The sequence below is a fragment of the Erwinia sp. 009765445 genome, assembly GCF_058137865.1.
The window spans coordinates 36,463-58,497 of record NZ_JBYUWC010000006.1 but is presented as its reverse complement, the minus strand read 5'-3'; the positions used below and the strand labels follow the sequence as shown (position 1 = coordinate 58,497).

Below are 22,035 nucleotides of genomic sequence, written 5' to 3'. Positions count from 1 at the left end.
CCAACCCAGGGGGCTGCCCCTCTGCTCCCACCTGAAACCTTTAACGTTCCCAGTAAGACTCTTCGAGGCTGTCTTCCCGCTCAGGCAGCCCACGGCTCAGACGCGGTGAATGCTGATTCAGCACCTGATAGCTGACGCGATTGGCGTACTTGCATACCTGTGCCAGCGAAGAGTAGGTCAGATAGCTGCGGCCATGCTTGCTGGAGTTCGGCACGTTCAGACGGTGATAATTATTTGCTGTGATATCGTGCAGCATCGCCGCCAGTGCGCCATCCCCCGCGCCGTTGGTGTTCATGATCTTTTCGGGTCCGCTCATATAAGGCGCGATATGCGAGAATATCCGCAGCGGCTGCAGGCAGTCCTGATGGCGCATAGCGCGGCTGAACTCATACTGATTAAATTACGGGATCGCACCTGGCAGTAACGGATGCTGCGTTTTCCGCTTTCCATCCTCTTCGGTAAAGGCGGCCATATACAACCCGTTTGGCCCGGCAGTACAGAGCACCAAATCCACCCAGTCCAGCGCCATATTGGCCGCCTGCAGCGGATCGCTCAGGCCGGTCAGCGCTTCCGCCTCATCCTCGTTCATTGCCACAATGGAAACATGGTCGCGCAGGAAATCACGCCAGAAAGCAGGGTTATCGCCAATCACATATTTGGTGCCCAACGTCAGCACCACCGGCACGTTGTGCTTTTTGGCACAGGCGATAGCCTGCATGGTCGCTTCCGGCATCGGTTCGCCTGGCTTACAGCGCACCAGATAGGAGGTCAGCACCAGTGCAGAAGCCCCGGCAATCACCTCTTCAGGAATACTTTCTTTGCGCAGCTGGTTCATCATTCCCGGGCTGATGGCAAAAGTCCGTTCGCCATTCTCGCCAATCAGGGTAAAACAGCGCCCAATCGCCCCGTCCACGCCCTGCAGATAATTCAGGTCGGTACGGCTGGAAGTGTTGCAAAGATAGCGGTAAGCATAGCCACCGATCTGCACGTTATTGCACATCACCCCAAGCAGCACCGAGCGGTCATCGGCCAGCACCGAGTAGTTATGCAGGGTATTGCCAATCGTGCCGCCAGCAAACTGATGGGTGATCAGATTTTCCCGTACCAGCTCAGCGTACAGCGCCTCGGCCACGTCGTCTTCAATCACCAGCGAATGGCCCATGCTGAGGCCATAGCGGGCGACAAACTCGTCGCCCACTTTGGCTTCAATATCCACCAGCGTCTGATCGATCCCTACGATCCAGCTGCTGCCCGCTTCGGGGTTTTCCGGCTGAACCTGCTGTAACAGCGGATCGCGGGCGCTGACAGGGAAGTAGTGTTTGGACTTACGTTTACCGGGAAATTTCATAGGGCGGGCTTCAGGAAAGTGAACAGGCGGGAAATAGTATCACATGGACGGGCTGGTAGGAGCGAAGCTACAAAAATGCGGCATTAGATCTTTCCATATTCTGAGAGCAGTACGCCGGAACTGTAAATCCGGCATCAACTCCGTCTCTCCCAATGTTTGAAATAAAAGTTAACATGCATGGTACAGGTTCATCCCTACATTCCCAACATTACCGAAACATATTGATAATTAAAATGTTTATTTTGATAAAGGCGAAAACAGCCCGATTCATTAACATGATGATGGTCCCAAATAGCTGAAATATGCACTGATATGATCAATCAGCAGCAACATATTACGTGGAATCATCGATCAATGAGGTGGTAAAAAAACAATAGATGCCGTAGGGCTGCGGGAAGCACATTATTTATTGCCAACACAGACTGCTGTTCTGAACAACGAACTTCAAAGCATATTCGTTCCCGGGTTCAGGGTTCACTATCGACGAACAGAATGACGGATACTTACACCGGATATGGCGGCATGACACACGATGACGCTATCCCACCTCATTTTATACTCTCGTTAACCATAAGGATGAGGAAAATAATATGAGTAACAGCAACGATCAGGGAACTATGACGGTAAATGGCCCATCATCTGATCCAGGGTCAGAAAGCCCGCGCGGAAATAACGGCGGATCCGGTAATTCCGGTTCCAACGGAGGGAATGCAAACAATTACACGGGAATTTCCAAAACGGCAGGCGATGCCCTTGCCCGTTCGTGTGGTTTGAATCCAACGGATTTCACTGGATATTATGTCCGTGAAGACGGGGACATTATTGGCATCGTTTCCCCTTCTGCACCAGTGAAACCTACGGTGGATGGGTATGTGGTCGGAGTAAACCTTGGCCCCATGCCGCCCAATATTATTGACGGACACAATAAAGATGAAAATGCTGGCGGAATAGTCAACAACAAACAAATAGTAGTTGAGGTAATCAACTTCCGTGGAGATATTTCAGATACACACATTGCCGCGCTGAATAAAATCATTGCCGATAATGAAAAGCTGGCGAACAGCGGCCAGGCTGGTCAAAGGATTGCCCGGGCCAAACAGGCGACGCGGCTGGCACAGGCGGAGCTGGCGCTGATAAATAACGTCCGGGAAAAGCAGGCTGCTGAAGCCAGAGCAAAGGCTGAAGCCGAAGCCCAACGTAAGCAGGCAGAATGGGATGCAACGCATCAGGTGGAGGCAGCACAGAGGGAGGTGGATACTGCACAAGCAAATCTGAACAATGCACGGAATGCGGTCAATGCTGCACAGAACGGCGTAAACGCGGCAAATGCTAATGTTGCTCAGAAAGCAAATGAGTATAACGCTGCTCAGGCAAAGTATGACCGGACAATGCAGGATGTAAAACGGTTCTCCGTTTTTGCCAGCCAGCCAACCCTTCCCGGTTACCGTAATTTCATGGAAGCGGGTAAGGTTGCCGCACAGGATAAGCAAGCCATGGATGCCAGGAAGGGGGAACTTGATGCAGCCTATCATCAACTCAACGCAGCTAATGCAAATTTAAATAATGCTAATGCAGCAATGGCAGCTGCACAAAACAATCAGGTTCAGGCTGATAATAAGCTGGCAGAAGCCAGGTCAAAACGAGATGCCACTGAAAAAGAAAATGCGGCCAGACGTGCGGCAAAAGAAAAGGCAAGAAAAGAGCAGGAAGAATTGGCGCGCCAGCGTGAGAAGGAAGCAGCTGAAAAAGCAAGTAATGAAAAAGAAGCGCTTACCAAAACCAGTGAACTGATTGCTGATATGGGTGACAAGATTGGTGGGCATCTTGGTGATAAATATAAGGCAATAGCTAAAGAAATTGCGGATGATATAAAGAACTTCCAGGGTAAAACGATCCGCAGTTATGATGATGCGATAGAGTCTCTCAACAAAATCACCTCTAATCCCGGCATGAAAATCAACAAGGCGGATAAGGATGTGATTATTAATGCGTGGAAGAATGTTGATGCGCAGGACATGGCAAATAAGCTCGGTAATCTTGGTAAGGCGTTCAAAGTTGCCGATGTGGTGATGAAAATAGAGAAGGTCCGGGAGAAAAGTATCGAGGGATATGAAACAGGGGACTGGGGGCCGCTGATGCTGGAAGTGGAGTCCTGGGTGCTGAGTGGGATGGCTGCCAGCCTGGCTTTAGGACTTTTCTCAGCGACGCTTGGGTTAGCTTTATTAGCCGCTGGAGTTCCAGCCGTAGCTGTGGGGATAATGGCAATTATGGTAGCGGCTTTAGTTGGATCATTGATTGATGATAAAACAGCTGAAAAGCTAAATGAACAGGTCATCAGAGCTGCGAGTTAGGTTTAAGTAAAAGGCGGTAGCTACCGCCTTTCTTTAAATAACTTATAAACGATTATCGGAATATAACATATGGCATAAGTTAAAGAAAAAATGATAGCGTATAAGACAATATAAACCAGTAGCAAGGATAAATCATGTCCGGACAGGAGTCTGAGAGGTATCCCAGCAGTACTTAGCTCCAGGTCACGGAACAAAAAAAAATAAATAAAAAACAAGTAGAAGAATGGACTGAGTATACATGAACGTATAAGAGCACCTCTGTTAGCTGTTTTAGTAATTTTTCGCACCCTTATCGAACACACAAAAAATAATAATGCCAAAAAAGGTGCGCTCTTGCAATAAACATCCATGACTTTTGTCATCAAAGGATTTTTGGAAGATATAACAGCTGGAAGAGAACTGAAGCTGGCTGAAATACTATTCAGGAGTGGGGAGTCAGGATTGTTAAAATAAATCAACAAAACCACCACTAATGGGATAATTCCAATAAACAGGAATATATAAAGGATCTTGTTTGCGAATTTATTGTCTTCTTTGATACTTCTCATTGCGGTTCCTTCGGCTCTGAGTAATTAAATTTAACCCATCATACCCCAGAATTGAGAGTTATTATATTAGATGCAACAACCCGATCAGCTTAGCTGGCTGCTTTGCCCTAAGTATTGTCTGCCGTATCATGCCAAACTCACGGGCAACGGTGCTCACGCTGCTCCCCGCCGTCAGGCGTTCCAGCGCGAATTGTTTCTGTTGATCATTCAGTACAGAGGAGCACCCAAAACTCTTTCCTGATGCTAATACCTGAGTCAGTACGTTCAATTAATAAATCACGTTCAAATTCCGCTACGGCCGAGATGACTTGGATGGTCATTTTCCCTGCAGGGCTGATTAGATCAACGCCGCCCAGCGCCAGACAGCGAACACGATTATGAGTAATAAAATTTGTCGCATCGGCGAGATCCTGCAACATGGAATGATAATAGGCGCGATTAGTGTCAAGATCGGCCAGGAAGATCCTCTGCAGGGATGCTGCAGAGTACGCACATCCCTGTTGCAGGAGTCAGTGCTGGCTGTTGACCAAATCCACCATCATATCAATGTGCAGCTCGTCATCATTCAGCGCAGGAATATATTCAAACCGTGTGCCGCCCGCGTGCATAAAGAACTCCCGGTTCTGCTCGCTGATCTCTTCCAGCGTTTCCAGGCAGTCTGCCGAGAAGCCAGGACTCATGATCTGTACGTGCCTGATGCCTTTGGCGGGCAGCGACTTCATGGTCTCATCGGTATAAGGTGACAGCCAGGGTTCACGGCCAAAGCGCGACTGGAACGTCAGCATCGCGGTCTGGCTGGTCAGGCCCAGAGAAGCCATCAGCGCCTCGCTGGTATCGCGGCAGCGCTGCGGATAGTCATCCCCCTCGTCGGCAAAGCGCTGAGGAATGCCGTGGAAGGACATCACCAGAAGATCCGGTTTGCCGTGCTTCGCGAATGAACGTTTGACGGAGGCTTTCAGCGCCGCGATATAAGTCGGGTGCTCCGCATAGTCACGGATAAACTGCACCGAAGGCAGGCTGCGGTATCCGGCAAAAACCTGAGTAATGCCATCCCACACCGCCGCCACGGTCGAGCAGGAGAACTGCGGATAGAGCGGCAGCACGATAAGCCGGGTGATCCCCTGCGCCATCAGTTTATCAATAGCCGACTTCAGGCTGGGGTTGCCGTAGCTCATGCCCAGCTCAACCGGCATATCCAGCCGTGCCGCCAGCGCATCACGCTGACGCTTGCTGTAAACCAACAGCGGCGACCCTTCGTCCATCCATACGGAGGCATAAAGTTTGGAAACGCGCGGAGAACGAATGGGCAAAATTGCACCATTGAGGATCGGCCACCACAGCCAGCGTGGCGTATCCACCACTCGCTTGTCGCTGAGGAACTGTTTCAGATAGCGTTTAACGGCAGGCGTGGTCGGAGCATCTGGTGTGCCAAGGTTCACCAGCAGCACGCCGGGTTTATCTTGCCTCATTATTTTTCCTTGTCTGGGCATCTCAGGTGATGAAAACGAGACTTATTCTAGCGGAAAACGGCGGGGGGAAAACCAATTGCTGCAGTAGGGGCCAGGCAGGCCTGGCCCCCGATCTCTTAACCGAGGATCTTCGCCAGCTCAGCGCTGACTTCGGAGACTTTACGGGTACCGTCAATTTTATGATACGCGGTGTTACCGGCTGCCGCTTCTTTGCTGTAGTAAGCAATCAACGGAGCAGTCATCTGATGGTATTCCACCAGGCGCTTACGCACGGTCTCTTCCTGATCGTCTTTACGGGTGGTCAGCTCTTCACCGGTCACATCATCTTTGCCTTCCACTTTTGGTGGATTAAAGGTGACGTGATACACGCGGCCAGATGGAGCATGCACGCGGCGGCCCACAATGCGCTCAACGATCAGTTCGTCAGGCACGGCAAATTCCAGCACGTTATCAACTTTGATCCCGGCTTCCTTCATGGCATCGGCCTGAGGAATGGTGCGCGGGAAACCGTCCAGCAGGAAGCCGTTCCGGCAGTCATCCTGAGCGATACGCTCTTTCACCAGCGCGATAACCAGTTCGTCGGTTACCAGTTTACCGGCGTCCATGATCTCTTTGGCTTGTTTACCCAGTTCGCTGCCTGCCTTGACTGCTGCACGCAACATGTCGCCCGTGGAGATCTGCGGAATACCGTATTTCTCCATAATAAACTGAGCCTGAGTCCCCTTACCTGCACCCGGTGCACCGAGCAGAATAATACGCATTGCGTAAATCCCCTTGCGAATCGCTTAAATGATCAAGTTATGTAGGCCAAGAACATACCATCACGGCCCTTTATCCACAAGGAACCCGGCGGTTATCCTCCACGGTGACAGCCTTTGGATGCCCCCCTCTGCAGGTCTGAAGGCATAGCCACCGCTTGATTGCCACACCTGTCCTCCCGTAAGGGATCAAAAGGAGATAAATACACTTTTCGGATAATCGGCTATAAATTGCTCGCTCAGAGCGCCCACAAGCGGCTGAGGGTTTGTTCAGCCTCATCGGTCATATCGACACGCCTTTTACCATCCCCTCTGGACCAGCAGGAGAGGCGAAGCGTGCGCGAGTGAGTAAAGTAGCTGGCCCCTGCTGCTTTCAGTTGCTTTTGCAAAACCTCGCTCAGTGAAGGCACGGTGAAACAGCTGAACGGCAGGTTGGGATCGCTGATGGAGAAAAAATCCATTCCCGCCACATCCCTCATTTGAACTTTTCTGACCTGGGCCACGTTATAAGGCAGCCAGCTCCCGCTCTGAATCGTGCTCAGCGCTTCATCCAGTGGTTTGCTGGAGGCGGTTGACTCTTCAAACAGCCTCAGCTCACTGCGCAGTACCGTACTGAAATCACCCGGACGCAGCGCAATAATCGCCAGACCGACGGCCAGTGAAGCATGCTTGTGCAGCGGCGCGACAAAAATGGAGCTGTGTGCAGTAAGAGTACTGTGCAGGTTGGTAGCGAAACTTTGCGAAGCATCCACGACACCCTTTCCTTTGCAGTGACTCAGTGAGTTCACCGTGCCGGTGTAAGGGTTCACATGGGTGATGATTGGCGCATTACCTGGCTCGTTAAACTGCGAAGCCGGGTGGTGAAACAGCTCGCTGACCGTCTGAAAATGGGCGTGTTTCGCCAGGCACAGCGTAGTCTCCTGCTTATGAAACAGGTGTGAAAGGATCACCAGCCCGACCCGGACCGACTGAACAAAAAAAATATCGTAATCATGCAGCTTGTAGAGCCGGGACAGCTTTTCCCGCAGCTCATCTCTTTTCATGCGTGCCTGCAGGTAAAAGTGTTCACCGTGTCGCTGACGCAGCTGGGGAGAAAAGGAAGAAGCGTCCATTAGTCGATTAACTCTTGTTGATAAAGCAGTGGCATAACGTTGTCGCGAAAAACCGGGCCGATCGGGATTTCGTAAGGTGGCTGACGGTGATTGACCCAGGCCATCGCGAGGATGTTTATGTCAAGCGCGGGCTGACCACTCAGGCCAACCTGATAAACGTGATTTTCGATCGTCAGAGATCCCTGCGCGTCACGGCTGAAAAACAAACCAAAGGGCCGGAAGGTCTGGATCTCTCCCCCCAGCGTTTCGTGCAGCTCGCGCCTGAGGCAGCTGAGGTGATCTTCACCGGCAGCAGGCTGGTCACCGGGCAGCATAAAAAGCGGCGAATCCGGCTTACGAACCAGCAACAGGGAGCGATTCTGAATAATGATGGCGGCACAGCGGACGATAATGCTCATTTACGCTGCAACCGGGAAAAGTGATGTTCAGACGTGATGTGAACAGGGATACCTTGTAACATCAAATAACATGTCACTAGCCGTTTCCCTTCACCACCCCAAAAAATGACGGGCCATGGTTTTCCGGAATAGTGTTTTTTCATTTTTTCCTTCCTTCAACCTGCAACTGGCTGTCATTAACGAGATATCAGAAAATTGGATGCCGTGTGCGGTCCCTTTCCCGGATGGTGTCGTTTCGCTGTCGTACAGGTATCCCCGTCACGCAGGTCAGAGTAAGGAAAAGAGGCTGGACTTTAAATTGATATAAACAGACACTCCCTGTTAGTTTTTCTCACAGAGATCGATAATGCCCGACCTTCCCTCACTCCGCGCCCTGCGCTACTTCCATCAGGCAGCTTTGCACCAGAGTTTCAGCCAGGCTGCCCGGTCGCTGAACGTCACCCACAGCGCCGTCAGCCATCAAATCAAGCAACTGGAAGAGTGGCTGGGTAAGCCGCTGTTTCTGAGGGCCAGCGGGCGGGTGCAGCTCACCTCAGAGGGCGAACGCCTGAAAGTGTGTTGTATACAGACCTTTCGGGAAATTGAGGTGACCTGCGAGAAGATCCGCGCCAGCAATTTCAACAGCCTCTCGGTCTCCTGCGCGCCCAGCTTCCTGGCTCAATGGCTGATCCCGCGCATCAGCCGCTTCAGTGAACGGCACAAAGATATTGCCCTGACCTTTCAGACGCATGTGGAGATTGACAGAGTACGCAGCAAACAGACCGATGTGCTGATCCTCAGCCATGAACAGCGCGTGCAGGAGGATATTGCCGCCACGCTGATCACCGTCGATTATATCGGGCCGGTCTGCTCGCCGGATTTTGGCTATCACGTCACCTATGCCAGCGACTTCTCCACCCTGCCTCTGCTGCATGCCGATACCAAACTGCATGCCTGGGCGGAATGGGCAAAGAAAACCGGGGCAAAGGGGGATTTCTGGGCGGGAAAACACTTCGATAATCTGACCCTGGGGATCCAGGCCGCGCGAAACGGGCTGGGAATTATCATGACGCCGCAGATTCTGGTGAAGAATGAGATCCGGGAAGGTACGCTGATTGCGCCGTTGGGGTTTGCTGAAGTGGACAGGGCGACCTGGATGATGGTGAAAGCGACGCGCAAAGATGAGCCGGAGATTGAGATGTTCAGGCGCTGGCTGCTGGAAGAAGCGGGGATGGTCGGCTGAGAAAGCGGGCGGAATAAACTCCGCCCGTGGATCAATCATTGCTCCCTGAGTGGACGAATTTATTTGCCCACTCAGGTGCCGGCGACAATTAACCCAGCAGCAGCTGGTTCATGCGGCGGATAAACAGGTTTGGATCTTCCAGCGTGCCGCGCTCGGCAAACATCGCCTGATCCAGCAGCAGCTCAACCCACTCCGCAAAGCGGGTTTCGTCCTGCGTGTCCGCAGCACGTTTAACCAGCGCGTGATCCGGGTTCAGCTCGAACAGATACTTCACTTCCGGTACGTCCTGGCCCGCAGCAGCGAACAGCTTCGCCATCTGGGTGCTCATGTCGTTGGCTTCGGTGGTGACAATCGCCGGAGTATCGGTCAGGCGATGCGTCAGACGCACTTCCTTCACGCGGTCACCCAGTAGCGCCTTCACGCGCTCCACAAACGGCTCCAGCGCCTTCTGTGCCTCTTTCTGCTCTTCGCTCTCTTCCTCATCGGCCAGCTTAGACAGCGCCTCATCCGCTTTGCTGACGGACTGGAACGACTTGCCGTCAAACTCGGTGAGGTAGCTCATCATCCACTCATCGATGCGATCGGACAGCAGCAGCACCTCGATGCCTTTCTTACGGAACAGCTCCAGGTGCGGGCTGCTTTTCGCTGCCGCATAGCTGTCGGCAGTGATGTAATAAATCTTATCCTGACCCTCAACCATGCGGCTGACATAGTCTTCCAGCGACACAGTCTGTACTGCCCCTTCGCTGCTGGTGGAAGCAAAACGCAGTAGTTTAGCGATGATGTCGATGTTATTCGCATCTTCCGCCGGGCCTTCTTTCAGCACCAGGCCGAACTGCTGCCAGAACTGCTGATACTTCTCTTCGTCATCCTTCGCCACTTTTTCCAGCATCTGCAGCGCACGCTTGCTCAGGGCGTTACGCAGGTTCTGGGTAATGCGGCTGTCCTGCAGGATCTCACGGGAGACGTTCAGCGGCAGATCGCTGGAATCTATCAGGCCACGTACGAAACGCAGGTAGTTCGGCATAAACTGTTCGGCATCGTCCATGATAAACACGCGCTGCACGTACAGTTTCAGGCCGTGCTTGTGGTCGCGGTTCCACATATCCCACGGAGCCTGGGTCGGGATATACAGCAGGCTGGTGTATTCCTGCTTCCCTTCCACCCGGTTATGGCTCCAGGTCAACGGATCGGCAAAATCATGGGAGACGTGCTTGTAGAATTCTTTGTACTCCTCCTCGCTGATGTCCGACTTGCTGCGGGTCCACAGCGCCTGGGCTTTATTGATCTTCTCCCAGCTGGTGGTGTCGTCTTCTTCGTTGCGGGTTTCGATTTCCACCGGCAGCGCAATATGGTCGGAATACTTGCTGATGATGCTGCGCACGCGCCAGGCATCAAGGAATTCATCCTCGCCTTCGCGCAGGTGCAGGGTGATCTCGGTTCCCCGCTCATCTTTGCTGATATCGGCGATGGTGTATTCACCCTCGCCCGCTGATTCCCAGAACACACCTTCATCGGCGCTGGCACCGGCTGCACGGGTACGCACGGAAACCTTATCGGCCACGATAAACGCGGAGTAGAAACCGACGCCGAACTGACCGATCAGTTGGCTGTCTTTCGCCTGATCCGAGCCCATCGACTCCAGGAAGGATTTGGTGCCGGATTTGGCGATGGTGCCCAGGTTTTCAATGACTTCGTCACGTGTCATCCCGATGCCATTGTCGCTCAGCGTCAGGGTCCGGTTTTCCTTATCAACAGAAACCCTTACGCGCAGGTCGCCGTCCCCCTGATAGAGATCCGGCGTTGACAGAGCGCGGAAGCGCAACTTGTCGGCGGCATCAGAGGCGTTGGAGATCAGCTCTCGCAGGAAGATTTCTTTGTTTGAATAGAGGGAATGGATCATCAGGTGCAGAAGCTGTTTTACCTCTGACTGGAAGCCACGCGTCTCTTGTCCTTTCATGGTCATTGCTACCTCATCGGAAACGTATTGGTATAGGTTGAGGTGAAGAATGGGGGCAATTGGCAGGATTTCAAGACGGCACGATGAATCGTGCCGCTGAATGACTAAAATCTAATCTTGTGTCGCCCGGCGAGAGAGTGCGACAGCGTGGTGCCATCAACCATCTCCAGCTCGCCGCCAACCGGTACGCCGTGAGCGATACGGCTGGCTTCAACGCCATACTGCCCGCATATTTCAGCGATGTAGTTAGCGGTCGCCTCCCCTTCCACCGTGGGATTGGTGGCGAGGATCACTTCCTGAATCGTCTCTTTCTCCAGCCGCTGTTCCAGCCGGTCCAGTCCGATATCATTGGGACCAATACCATCGAGTGGGGAAAGGTGGCCCATCAGCACAAAGTAGCGACCGGCGAACTGCCCGGTCTGCTCGATGGCATAAATGTCCGCCGGACTTTCCACCACGCAGATCAGGCCGTTTTGCTGACGGCGCGGATTGGCACAGATGGTGCAAATTTCCTGCTCGGTAAATGTCCGGCAGTCGGCACAGTGGCCAATTTCAGACATCGCACGTGTCAGGGCCTGCGCCAGGCGCATCCCGCCGCTGCGGTCACGCTGCAGCAGCTGGAAGGCCATGCGCTGGGCCGATTTCGGCCCGACGCCGGGCAGGCACCGCAGCGACTCCATCAGGCTTTCAAGGAGCGGGCTGGTTTGCATCAGAACGGCATCTTGAAGCCAGGCGGCAGCTGCATACCGTTAGATACGCCAGCCATTTTTTCTTTCTGCGCTTCAGCAACGCGACGTGCAGCATCGTTAAAGGCTGCAGCAACCAGATCTTCCAGCATGTCTTTGTCATCTTCCAGCAGGCTGGGATCCACTTCCACGCGACGGCAGTTGTGTGCGCCATTGATGGTGACCTTCACCAGACCTGCGCCTGATTCACCGGTGACTTCAAGCGCCGCGATCTCTTCCTGCACCTGCGCCATCTTGTCCTGCATTTGCTGGGCCTGCTTCATCAGGTTACCCAGTCCGCCTTTTCCAAACATAGTTTTCTCTCTCAGATCGGGCCGCGCCCGAAAGCGCAGCGTTTCAAAGGGGGCGTATACTCTCTTCATCCACATCTGCATCGAAGAACCGACGCAGCGTCTGAATATGATTATCCGCGATAATTGACTGACGCGCCTGCGCCAGCTTTTCTTCATAAATTTTCTGACGCCACTCCAGCGGAGTTAACACCGCGGGATTATCGTCTTCAAGCAGCGTTAATTCAACCGGCTGGCCTGCCGCCTCGCTCAGCACCTCGGTAAGGACTTTCTGTGCCGAAGGGGAATTCAGGTGGCGCTGGCTGGAGCGAAGATGCAGCGTGATGCCGCTTTCTGTCTGCTCTTTCCAGGCGTTCAGCGCCAGTTGCTGCACCAGTTTCGGCAGCGTCAGCCCGGCAATTTCCGCCGCCCAGGCATCACGCTGCTGCGATTCTGCTGCCAGTTTCCCCATCAGTTCCGGGGTCTTTTCATGCTCCAGCGCCGAGCGTAAAGCCTTTGGCGTGGCTACCGGTTCTGGCTTCACTTCGGCGGTTTGCGCCTTCCAGCGATAAGCTTCTTTTTTTACCGGCACGTCAGGCTCAGAGGCAGCCTGCCGCTTCTGACCGCGCTCGGTAACTGAAGCCAACCGCTCCAGTGCCGAACTTGCCGGCCGCGCATTCTGCGCTGCCGGCTCACTCTTTTTTGGTTTGGTCACTCCCTGCTGGCGCATTAACTGTGTTCGCGCCTGCAGTAGCTGGCTGGTTGTATCAGGCAAATTCGCCTGAGGCTCTGCCGCCTGCACCGTATGGGCCGGAGTATCGGCGGCCGGGGCGACGGCAGGTCTGCTCTGGACTGGTGAAGGCTGGGCCTGTGGCATCATTGCAGGGCGGGCCACCGGTTCGGCAATCACCTGTTTGGGATGAAAGGCCAGCGCACGCAACAGCGTCATCTCCACACCCATGCGACGATCCGGTGCCAGTGGCAGTTCTTTACGCCCCATCAGCAAAGTCTGGTAATAAAGCTGGACATCCGCAGGGGGTAATACTCTGGCCAGTTCGCGCAGGCGCTGTTCTACAGCGGCAAAATCGTCGCCGGACGCCGAGGGCAGCAGCTGGATCATCGCCACACGGTGCAGCAGCGTCAGCATCTCCACCAGTAACGCTTCCCACTCCACGCCTCGCGAAGCGGCCTGGTTAAGCAGTGACATCACCTGCTCGCCTTCAGCATTGACCAGCGCCTCAATTAACGCCAGCGGCTGCTCGTCATCAAGCGTGCCGAGCATATCGTTTACGGTAGCCGTGGTCACCTGTCCCTGCCCCATGGCAATCGCCTGATCCGTCAGGCTCAGCGCATCACGCATGCTGCCGTCGGCCGCTCTGGAGAGCAGTTGCAGCGCCCGTGCTTCTGCTGCAATCTTCTCTTCCTGCAGAACGTGCTCCAGCTGACCACGGATCTGCGCCACATCCAGTGCCTTAAGATGGAACTGCAGGCAGCGGGAAAGAATGGTTACCGGCAGTTTCTGTGGATCGGTGGTTGCCAGCAGGAATTTCACGTGCTCCGGCGGCTCTTCCAGCGTTTTCAGCAGCGCATTGAAGCTGTGTCGCGAAAGCATATGAACTTCATCGATCAGGTAGACCTTAAATCGACCGCGGGCAGCCGCATACTGGACGTTGTCCAGCAGGTCCCGGGTGTCTTCAACTTTGGTACGTGAGGCGGCGTCAATCTCAATCAGGTCAACGAAGCGACCCTGTTCGATCTCACGACAATTATCGCATTGCCCACAGGGGGTGGCAGTGATGCCGGTTTCACAGTTCAACCCTTTAGCGAGCAGCCGGGCAATGGTAGTTTTGCCCACGCCGCGCGTACCGGAAAACAGATAAGCGTGGTGAATACGGCCAAGGGACAGGCCATTAGCCAGCGCGGTCAGAACGTGCTCCTGACCGACAACATCTGTAAACGCTTGCGGACGCCACTTGCGGGCCAGTACCTGATAGCTCATTAACACTTCATCGTTGATGGATAAATAATTGACCTAAACCTCGTTAAACCGCAGTTTAGCCTTGATTCGTTACTTCGCGACAGTGTACCAGTACGTTTGATGCCATTCCTATACCTTTGAGTAAATCATGCCAATGAAGGCCGCCACACCTGGCTTTCAGGAAGCACATTTAACAACAATCAGAACCTTATTCACAAATTCAAACCAAATAAACCCAATAATAACCTGATAATCATTAAAATAAACAGTATCAATTTCTAACTGTCCTAATTAAAATCAAAGAAGGAAGAAAAGGTGTTATTTTATTTTGGACCCAAAAAGACATCGGAATGATGAAATAAATTACCCTTTAGAGTCAGTGTAAATAGTATATTTGCGATTTTAATGTTTTTCACTACCCTATGATAATAGTCGTTTTTTATAATAATCAGTGTAACGGATACACTTAATACCTTGTTAACAAAAAGATAATGGAATATAAAAATGCAAAAACAAAATGCCAAAAAGGGCCCCACCCTTCTCGCTGTAAGCACCCATCATCCCTTTATTAAAGCTATCAATACGATCGCCATTATCAGTCTTCCTTTTCTTGGAACGATGAATATCACTTATGCCAGTGAAGATGTGGCCATCGGGACTCAGGGTGGAAGTGGCGGCAGCGGAAGCTCAGCCAGCAGCGCAGGGGGGGCCACGAACGGAAGCAATGGCAGCAGCGGGGCTAATGCCAATGGTGCCAGCAGCGGAGGTAACGGCAGTAATGGAGTAACCGGCGGAAATGCCGCCAGTGGCACTTCAGGCATCAACGGAAATGATGGTGCTGCCGGAACGGATGCAACCTCGGCTTTACGCAATGTAAAAGGCCAGCTGGGAACACTGCAAATTGGCGGTGCCGGTGGTGAAGGCGGAGCCGCAGGCCAGGCCTCAGCAGGAACGGCCGGTGGAACCGGCGGCGCGGGAGGTAACGGTGGCAACGGCGGCTCGACAGGTTCCGGTGGTGATGGCGGCGACGGAGGAAATGGCGGTAACGGCGGTAATGGCGCGGACGGCGGCAACGGCGGCGTCGGTGCTGCTGGCGGTAACGGCAACCTGACCATCACCTCCAGTAATTTTACCACCACGACGGCCACGATTGGCGGAACAGGTGGCAATGCCAGTAGCGGAGAAGCAGGCCAGGCTGGCGGAAACGGCGGCGCAGGTAACAGCGGCGGCGAAGCTGGTGTGGATGGCCTTCAGGCCGCAGGTGGTCTGCCTGGTTATGGCGGGAAAGGCGGTAACGGCGGGAAAGGTGGTAACGGCGGCAGTGGTGCAAACGGTGCATCAGGCGGCACTGGCAGCCTGACGCTGAACAGCACCACTATGACCGTCAAAAGTGCGTTAACACTTGGTGGTAATGCCGGTGCAGGTTCCAACGGCGGCAACGGCGCGACCGGCGGTAAGGGCGGCGATGCGGGTAAAACCTCTGAGGATTACGTTGACACCAATATCACCGGTGAAGTGGGTGACAGCGGAAACGGCGGAACGGCCGGAGCGGGTGGCAACGGCGGCCAGGGTGCTGACGGCGGCAACGGCGGCGCAGGTACACTGACGCTGACTAACAGCGCCGTAACCGCGCAGTCAGTTGCTCTTGGTGGCAATGGTGCCAACGGTGGCAACGGTGGCAACAGTGGGACGAACGGAAAATCCGGTGCCGTTGACGTCACTGCATCAGCAGGTGCCGGTGCAGCGGGCGGCAAAGGCGGTAACGCAGGCAATGGCGGCACAGCGGGTGCAGGCTCACTGGTTGTCAGCAGCAGTACGCTCAATGTGACCAGCGGGATCCAGGTTGGTGGCGTCGGCGGTAACGGTGGTAATGGTGGCGCCCTGCAGGGCAGCTCCGCAGCCGGAACCGGCGGCAATGGTTCCGATGGTGCATCCGGTACCCTGACCTTCACCAACAGCGTCATCAATAACAAAGGTACGCTGACGCTGGGGGGCCAGGGTGGCAGCGCCGGTGACGGTGGTATCACCAACGGAGCCAGAGGCAGATCGGGCAACGGCGGCGCGGCAGGCAATGGCGGCGACGGTACTGCTATCTTTGAGAGCGGCAGTGGGCAGATTGGTAGTGATGTCCAGATCGGCGGTCTGAATGGCAGCAAAGATGGCGTGTTGAACAGCGGTTCGCTGGTACAGTCAGCGGGACTGGGCGGTGCCGGACTGCTGGAAATTCGCGGCGGTACCTTCACCGCCGGAACGCTGACTCTGGGGGTGGCAAATCTGTGGAGTGCACTGACAGATACCCTGACCAGCGCAGAAAATCAGTTCCTGCAGAGTGGCGGTACATTCCAGGTTGGCAGCACCGTGCTGAATAATGGCAGCCTGACTATCAGCAATGGTACTTACGCCAGCCAGACCCTGGAAGCGAATCAGGGCACGCTGACCGTCAGTGGTGACGGTACCGCCATCTTTGGATCAACCGAACTGGACGCCAACAACTGGCAGGAAAACGTGGCACTGATGCAACAGGATCGCCAGCTGACCTTTAACGGCAAGCTGATCCTGAGCGGCGACACGACTCTGGATCTCTCCAGCCCTGACCTGAACTGGCGCGTGGGCGGCGATGAGTTCACTTACGGCCTGGGTGACTCTTCCCTGACCGTGGTCAATGCCCGCTCCTATATCGATTCAGGCAACGCGGCGCTCTCTCTGGGTTACGGCCAGATTGATAAAAACGCCTACCTGCTGGTGATGACGGATGGCGGCGTTACGGCCGGAGAGACGTTTACTGCGGTAACCGGGTCTGGCCTGCAGGGGCAGGTTTCTCCAGCCTGGCAGGATGCCAACATCAGTACCACCAGCAGGTTGCTGACCGCGAAGCAGACCGCCGGAACGGATGCCACGCAGATCACCATTGAAAATGCCGATCTCAGCACCAGCCTCCCAAGACTCTCATTCCGGACGGCCAGCCTGATGAATGCAATGAGCAGCCAGATCGGGGTGGATGTAAATGCTGACAATGCGGCACAGCAATTCGTGTCGAAAGCGATGGATGTCCGTTATGTCAGCGATGCCGGAACGGCTGCACGTCTGATCGAATCAGCGGTGAATATGGCCTCAATCGCCAACGTGGCCGGAACCAGCTTCCAGGTCATGTCAGCCACCGCGAAAACCCTGTCCAGGCATCTGTCAGAGGGACAACACTTCTTCAAAGGCACACCGCTGGAAGAAGGGTTCAACCTGTGGACTTCCCTGCTGTATGACAACAGCCGCCTGTCTGGCTATAACTCTGGAGGCTTTGATGCGAAAACCAAAACATGGCTGGGTGGCATCTTTATTGGCGGTGAGGATACACTGATCACCGAGGCGGGTGGGATCCTGAAAACGGGCGGATCACTGAACATTGGTAAAGGGAAAAGCAAAGCCAGCGGCAACCTCTACCCGGTGAAGAACGACATCGATTTCTGGGGCGCTTCCCTGTACGGCAGTTGGATCAAAGAGAACTGGAACCTGATTGGCGACCTGAACTTCTCCAGCGTCAGCCACAGCATGAAGCAATCGCTCGACCCGGTGACCGGTTATTCAACCCTGTCCGGGGATGCAAAATCGACGATTATCAGCGCCGGTCTGACCCGCGAGTATGTGTTTGAAACCGAATATGTCGACATTATGCCGCACCTTGGCATTCGTTATACCCTGCTGAAAAACGACGATTTCAATGCCACAAGTGAAGGGAAAACGCTGTTTAAAAACGGGTCTAACTCTCTGTCTCTGTGGTCTGTGCCGCTGGGTGTCAGCTTAAGCAAAGAGTACAAGAATGACTCTGGCTACACGCTGAAACCGGCACTGGATTTCTCCTACATCGCTACCGGCGGTGACACAACCAGCGGCACCAAAGTGTCAATGGAAGGCGTCAGCGGCTCAGCATGGAGTGAATCCCGTATCGCTGACAGCTCGGCATACGCGGCCAGCGCCGGTATTCAGTTGCAGAAAGGCAATATGACTTACGGTCTGGGCTACGGCGTCCAGAAGTCATCCAACGAAACGTCTCAGGCCGTTTCTGCTTCATTCAACCTGAAGTTCTGATGATAAAAAAGGCTGGTTACGCAAAGTAACCAGCCTTTTTCAGCAGCTCGCTGCCAGAAGATATTAGTGGCCCGGGAAATTCACCAGGCTGAAGCACTCAATCCCCATCGTGTTCAGGCGCGCTTCCCCGCTCAAATCGAACAGATTAATGATAAAAGCGGCATCTTTCACTTCACCACCGGCACGACGGATCAGTTTTGCTGTGGCTTCGATCGTTCCACCTGTTGCCAGCAAATCGTCTACCACCAGCACAACATCACCCTCCGCTATCGCATCACAGTGCAGCTCTAACTGGTCGGTACCGTATTCCAGCTCATAGCTTTCGGCAAACGTTTTGCGCGGCAGTTTGCCCGGCTTACGCACAGGAACAAAACCCACGCCCAGTCCTAACGCCACCGGAGCACCGAACAGGAAGCCACGGGCTTCGGTTCCCACCACTTTGGTGATGCCTGCATCACAGAAACGATCAACCAACAGTTCAATACTGAGTGCGTACGCTTTTGGATCTTCCAGCAGGCTGGTCACGTCGCGGAACAGAATGCCCGGCTTTGGATAATCCGGGATGCTTTTGATACTGTTTTTAAGGAATTCAAGCTGCTGAGCAGTTGCGGTCATAATGTTATGCCTGGTAAATACAAATCTGACTCGCGCAGCTTCAGAGGCTCTTGCGAACTGATTCGCAGAGTCTGACGGACCGTCTGGGGGGAAGCCGCGCACGAAAACGACCAAATCTATGCAAACCGGCCGGTAAATGCAACCGCGGAAAGCAAAAGTAGCTCAGATAAGGGTATCATATTCTGGCTGATTACCGGAGAGAACAAGATGAAAAGTGCCCACCTGCTGGCGCAATTAGAAGCAAAGCTGGAAGAGCTGGCACAGGCTGTGGCGCCCCATGCGAATAAAAGAACGCCAAAGGCCCGTTTCGACAGCCAGCTGTTCCACAGCCACAGTACCCGACTGGGCGATTATCTGGAGGAAGTACGCCAGAGTCTGAACCAGCTGAAACAGAGTGTGAGCGCCCAGCGAACGGAGCGCGTAGCCTGGATGGCTGAACGGGTGGTGTTGCAGATGGGCGCACTTCAGCGGGAGCTGGCGACCCAGACTTTGCGCAAGGGAGAAACGCGAGAAGAGCCGGAAAGCGAAAACCTTTATGAAAAACTGGCGAAACATCAGGATTATGAGCGCCGCCTGCGCGCCATGATTGCGGACCGGGAAAGCCAGCTGGCGCTGCAGGAGACGCTGGCCCAGCAGCAAACGCTGCAACGGGAGATCGCCACTCAGGAGGGCCGCTTACAGCGTTGTCTGCAGGCGCTGAAGAGAATTGAACGCGCCATTGAAAAACGTGAACACTAGCTATACTAGCTGCATACCATTTTTGACTGGAGACAACGGATGGGACTTCTCTCCTGGATCATCATCGGGTTACTGGTGGGTTTTGTCACCCGGCGTTTTTTCCCCGGACGCCCCGGTGGACTGATCGCCACACTGGTCCTCGCTGTGGTCGGTGCATTGATCGGCGGCTATATCAGCGCCTTCTTTGATTACGGTACGCTGGCCGGAATGGATCCCAGAGCGATGCTGATTGCCCTGGCCGGTGCGCTGATTATGGTGCTGCTGGTCAGAAAACTGCGGATCTGAAGTTATTAAGGAACGCCATGTCGCTTGAAACCGCCCCGGAAGAAGTAAAGCTGGCCGTAGATTTGATTATGCTGCTGGAAGAGAATGCCATTGCGCCCCACACCGTGCTGGCTGCGCTGGCTATTGTACAGAGGGATTTTGAGAAAAAATTAGCCGAAAAAAGTTAAGCGCTCCCCCCTGTCAGGCCGGGAGAATACGCAATGAAGGGCTGTGTTTCAGCATATCGATCAGCACTTCCACCAGTTGCGGAGTGTCCGCGACCAGGTCAAAGCTTTCCGGCATAAACAACCAGTTTTCCATGATGCCGGTGATGTAGCCACGTATCACTATCGCCGTACGACGGGTATCCAGGTTTTCCGGCAGTTGACCAGCGGCCATACACTGACGCAGCACGTCTTCAATCTTCTCGTAACATTCAAGGTACAGAGTCTGCTGCATCATCTGTAAAGTGGTCATTTCACCCACGAACTCACATTTATGGAAAATAATTTCCAGAAGTGCACGTCTGCGGGTATCCCTGACTGTTGCTTCAAGCACATACGAAATCATGGCCCGCATCACTGACAGTGGATCTGAGGGATATTTTAATTGATACTCAAGCTCTAAGTCTTCCAGACCGGACTCGGACTGCGCCCATATTTCATTGAGCAGATCGGTTTTGTTTTTGAAATGCCAGTAGATTGCACCCCGCGTCACCCCCGCCGCAGTGGCGATGTCGGCCAGTGACGTTTTAGACACACCGTATTCGGAGAATCTTTCAATTGCCGCATCAATGATGTGATTTCGCGTTTCTAATGCCTGTTGTTTGGTTTTTCGTGCCATAGGGTGATTTTTACAAAAAGGTGCACTTACATACATTTGCGAATGTATGTACCATAGCACGACCATAATTTAAACGCAGCAATGGGTTTATGGGTTTGTGATCCATTGAACAATCGATATCGGACACTCGAGGTTTATTTATGAACAAAAACAGAGGGATAACGCCTCTGGCGGCCGTTCTGATGCTTTCAGGCAGCTTAGTGCTGACAGGATGTGATAATAAAGAAGCGCAGCAAGGCGGACAGCAGCAGGCACCTGAAGTAGGTGTTGTTACGCTGAAAAGCGCTCCGCTTACCGTCACTACCGACCTCCCGGGTCGTACTTCCTCGTTCCGTGTTGCAGAAGTTCGCCCTCAGGTTTCGGGCATTATTTTAAAACGCAATTTCGTGGAAGGCAGCGATATCAAGGCTGGAGAATCTCTTTATCAGATTGACCCGGCTACCTATCAGGCGGCTTATGACAGCGCCAAAGGCGATTTAGTGCAGGCACAGGCCAATGCTCAGATCGCGGCCCTGACCGTAAAACGCTACAAACCTCTGCTGGGCACCAAATATATCAGCCAGCAGGATTATGATACTGCCGTTGCCACAGCGAGCCAGACCGCCGCTGCGGTACAGGTTGCAAAAGCCAACGTTGAAACTGCCCGTATCAACCTGGCCTATACCAAAGTGACTTCACCAATCAGTGGCCGCATTGGCAAATCTTCCGTGACGGAAGGTGCGCTGGTGCAGAGCGCACAGACCACTGCGCTGGCAACAGTACAGCAGCTTGACCCACTTTATGTCGACGTCACGCAGTCCAGTGAAGACTTTATGCGCCTGCGCTCAGAGCTGAACTCCGGCAAGTTACAACAAAACAACGGAAAAGCTCAGGTCAAACTGTTACTGCAGGATGGTAGCGAATACGCCCAGGCCGGAACATTGGAATTCTCTGATGTGACCGTGGATGAGACCACTGGCTCAATCACTCTGCGTGCGGTATTCCCTAACCCTGACCACTCTCTTCTGCCAGGAATGTTCGTGCGTGCCCGTCTGGATGAGGGAATCAACCCAAGCGCGCTGTTAGTGCCTCAGCAGGCGGTTACCCGCACGCCGACCGGCCAGGCAACCGCGATGGTGGTGGGTGCAGATAATAAAGTTGAAGTGCGCAATCTGACGACGGATCAGGCTATCGGCGATAAGTGGCTGGTGACTGGCGGTCTGAAAGAAGGCGACAAAGTGATCACCGTTGGTGTTCAGCGTGCCAGACCGGGTGCTCAGGTTACCCCGCAGGAAGTGAGTACAGACAGTGCCGGGCAGGCAAAGTCTGAACAACCGCAGTCTTAAACAGGAGCCGC

18 protein-coding genes, 2 pseudogenes and 1 other annotated feature are annotated in these 22,035 nt (G+C 53.8%); of the genes and pseudogenes, 7 read left to right on the top strand and 13 right to left on the bottom strand.

Annotation, left to right across the window (positions count from 1 at the left end):
- Positions 1-40: 40 nt before the first annotated feature.
- Positions 41-1,348 (bottom strand): annotated as a pseudogene (locus AC3Y5R_RS07660) (inosine/guanosine kinase).
- A gap of 590 nt (positions 1,349-1,938) precedes the next feature.
- On the opposite strand from AC3Y5R_RS07660, the gene AC3Y5R_RS07655 reads away from it, so the two are divergent.
- Complete coding sequence (locus AC3Y5R_RS07655) at positions 1,939-3,699, top strand: colicin-like pore-forming protein (protein WP_489920834.1); 1,761 nt, start codon at positions 1,939-1,941, stop codon at positions 3,697-3,699.
- A 20-nt stretch (positions 3,700-3,719) separates the two neighbouring features.
- Here AC3Y5R_RS07655 and cui read toward each other — a convergent pair whose 3' ends face one another.
- From cui to AC3Y5R_RS07625, 6 genes and pseudogenes are all read right to left on the bottom strand, one after another.
- A complete protein-coding gene (gene cui / locus AC3Y5R_RS07650) occupies positions 3,720-4,247 on the bottom strand; it encodes a colicin immunity protein Cui (protein WP_489920833.1) in 528 nt (175 codons plus the stop codon).
- A gap of 61 nt (positions 4,248-4,308) precedes the next feature.
- Positions 4,309-4,621, bottom strand: a pseudogene (locus AC3Y5R_RS07645) (recombinase family protein); the annotation flags it as partial.
- A gap of 135 nt (positions 4,622-4,756) precedes the next feature.
- Positions 4,757-5,716 (bottom strand): ferrochelatase, encoded by a 960-nt coding sequence (gene hemH / locus AC3Y5R_RS07640; protein WP_489920832.1) that lies wholly within the window; start codon positions 5,714-5,716, stop codon positions 4,757-4,759.
- Between the two features lie 116 nt (positions 5,717-5,832).
- Complete coding sequence (gene adk, locus AC3Y5R_RS07635; RefSeq protein ID WP_158783844.1) at positions 5,833-6,477, bottom strand: adenylate kinase; 645 nt, start codon at positions 6,475-6,477, stop codon at positions 5,833-5,835.
- Positions 6,478-6,713: 236 nt separating this feature from the next.
- Positions 6,714-7,586 (bottom strand): DUF6024 family protein, encoded by an 873-nt coding sequence (locus AC3Y5R_RS07630; protein ID WP_489920831.1) that lies wholly within the window; start codon positions 7,584-7,586, stop codon positions 6,714-6,716.
- Positions 7,586-7,984, bottom strand: coding sequence for an NUDIX hydrolase (locus tag AC3Y5R_RS07625; RefSeq protein WP_489920830.1), 399 nt, complete (start codon positions 7,982-7,984; stop codon positions 7,586-7,588). Before AC3Y5R_RS07625 ends, AC3Y5R_RS07630 begins: the two co-directional genes overlap by 1 nt.
- Positions 7,985-8,330: 346 nt before the next feature.
- Here AC3Y5R_RS07625 and AC3Y5R_RS07620 point away from each other — a divergent pair, with 346 nt between their 5' ends.
- Complete coding sequence (locus AC3Y5R_RS07620; RefSeq protein ID WP_489920829.1) at positions 8,331-9,206, top strand: LysR substrate-binding domain-containing protein; 876 nt, start codon at positions 8,331-8,333, stop codon at positions 9,204-9,206.
- Between the two features lie 88 nt (positions 9,207-9,294).
- Here the strand turns inward: AC3Y5R_RS07620 and htpG are convergent, their stop codons facing one another.
- The 4 genes from htpG to dnaX form a co-directional block, all read right to left on the bottom strand.
- Positions 9,295-11,172, bottom strand: coding sequence for a molecular chaperone HtpG (gene htpG / locus AC3Y5R_RS07615; RefSeq protein ID WP_489920828.1), 1,878 nt, complete (start codon positions 11,170-11,172; stop codon positions 9,295-9,297).
- 98 nt (positions 11,173-11,270) lie between these two features.
- Complete coding sequence (gene recR, locus AC3Y5R_RS07610; RefSeq protein ID WP_158783848.1) at positions 11,271-11,876, bottom strand: recombination mediator RecR; 606 nt, start codon at positions 11,874-11,876, stop codon at positions 11,271-11,273.
- The gene (locus tag AC3Y5R_RS07605) at positions 11,876-12,205 is read right to left on the bottom strand and encodes a YbaB/EbfC family nucleoid-associated protein (protein WP_489920827.1); all 330 of its coding nucleotides are present in this window, start codon (positions 12,203-12,205) and stop codon (positions 11,876-11,878) included. The genes recR and AC3Y5R_RS07605 overlap by 1 nt, the downstream gene beginning before the upstream one ends.
- A 43-nt stretch (positions 12,206-12,248) precedes the next feature.
- A complete protein-coding gene (gene dnaX, locus AC3Y5R_RS07600) occupies positions 12,249-14,180 on the bottom strand; it encodes a DNA polymerase III subunit gamma/tau (RefSeq protein ID WP_489920826.1) in 1,932 nt (643 codons plus the stop codon).
- Positions 12,843-12,904, bottom strand: a sequence feature (DnaX frameshifting element). It overlaps the preceding gene by 62 nt.
- Before the next feature lie 483 nt (positions 14,181-14,663).
- Between dnaX and AC3Y5R_RS07595 the strand changes: the two genes are divergently transcribed.
- On the top strand, positions 14,664-18,239 hold the full coding sequence (locus tag AC3Y5R_RS07595; protein ID WP_489920825.1) for a hypothetical protein: 3,576 nt from the start codon (positions 14,664-14,666) through the stop codon (positions 18,237-18,239).
- Between the two features lie 63 nt (positions 18,240-18,302).
- On the opposite strand, the gene apt is transcribed toward AC3Y5R_RS07595, so the two are convergent.
- On the bottom strand, positions 18,303-18,854 hold the full coding sequence (apt, locus tag AC3Y5R_RS07590) for an adenine phosphoribosyltransferase (protein WP_489920824.1): 552 nt from the start codon (positions 18,852-18,854) through the stop codon (positions 18,303-18,305).
- Between the two features lie 207 nt (positions 18,855-19,061).
- Between apt and priC the strand changes: the two genes are divergently transcribed.
- Genes priC through rsmS form a run of 3 tightly spaced genes read left to right on the top strand, consistent with a single transcriptional unit; the run spans position 19,062 to position 20,044 of the window.
- On the top strand, positions 19,062-19,592 hold the full coding sequence (priC, locus tag AC3Y5R_RS07585) for a primosomal replication protein PriC (protein ID WP_489920823.1): 531 nt from the start codon (positions 19,062-19,064) through the stop codon (positions 19,590-19,592).
- Between the two features lie 39 nt (positions 19,593-19,631).
- Positions 19,632-19,877: a GlsB/YeaQ/YmgE family stress response membrane protein gene (locus tag AC3Y5R_RS07580; protein ID WP_489920822.1), complete on the top strand. Its 246-nt coding sequence runs from the start codon at positions 19,632-19,634 to the stop codon at positions 19,875-19,877.
- Between the two features lie 17 nt (positions 19,878-19,894).
- Positions 19,895-20,044 carry a pleiotropic regulatory protein RsmS gene (gene rsmS / locus AC3Y5R_RS07575; RefSeq protein ID WP_489920821.1) on the top strand — a complete coding sequence of 50 codons (150 nt, stop codon included), beginning with the start codon at positions 19,895-19,897 and terminating at the stop codon, positions 20,042-20,044.
- A gap of 13 nt (positions 20,045-20,057) precedes the next feature.
- Here rsmS and acrR read toward each other — a convergent pair whose 3' ends face one another.
- Entirely contained in the window at positions 20,058-20,699 is a 642-nt protein-coding gene (acrR, locus tag AC3Y5R_RS07570; protein ID WP_489920820.1) for a multidrug efflux transporter transcriptional repressor AcrR, read from the bottom strand.
- A gap of 140 nt (positions 20,700-20,839) precedes the next feature.
- Here acrR and AC3Y5R_RS07565 point away from each other — a divergent pair, with 140 nt between their 5' ends.
- Positions 20,840-22,024, top strand: coding sequence for an efflux RND transporter periplasmic adaptor subunit (locus tag AC3Y5R_RS07565; protein ID WP_489920819.1), 1,185 nt, complete (start codon positions 20,840-20,842; stop codon positions 22,022-22,024).
- The last annotated feature ends 11 nt before the right edge of the window (positions 22,025-22,035 follow it).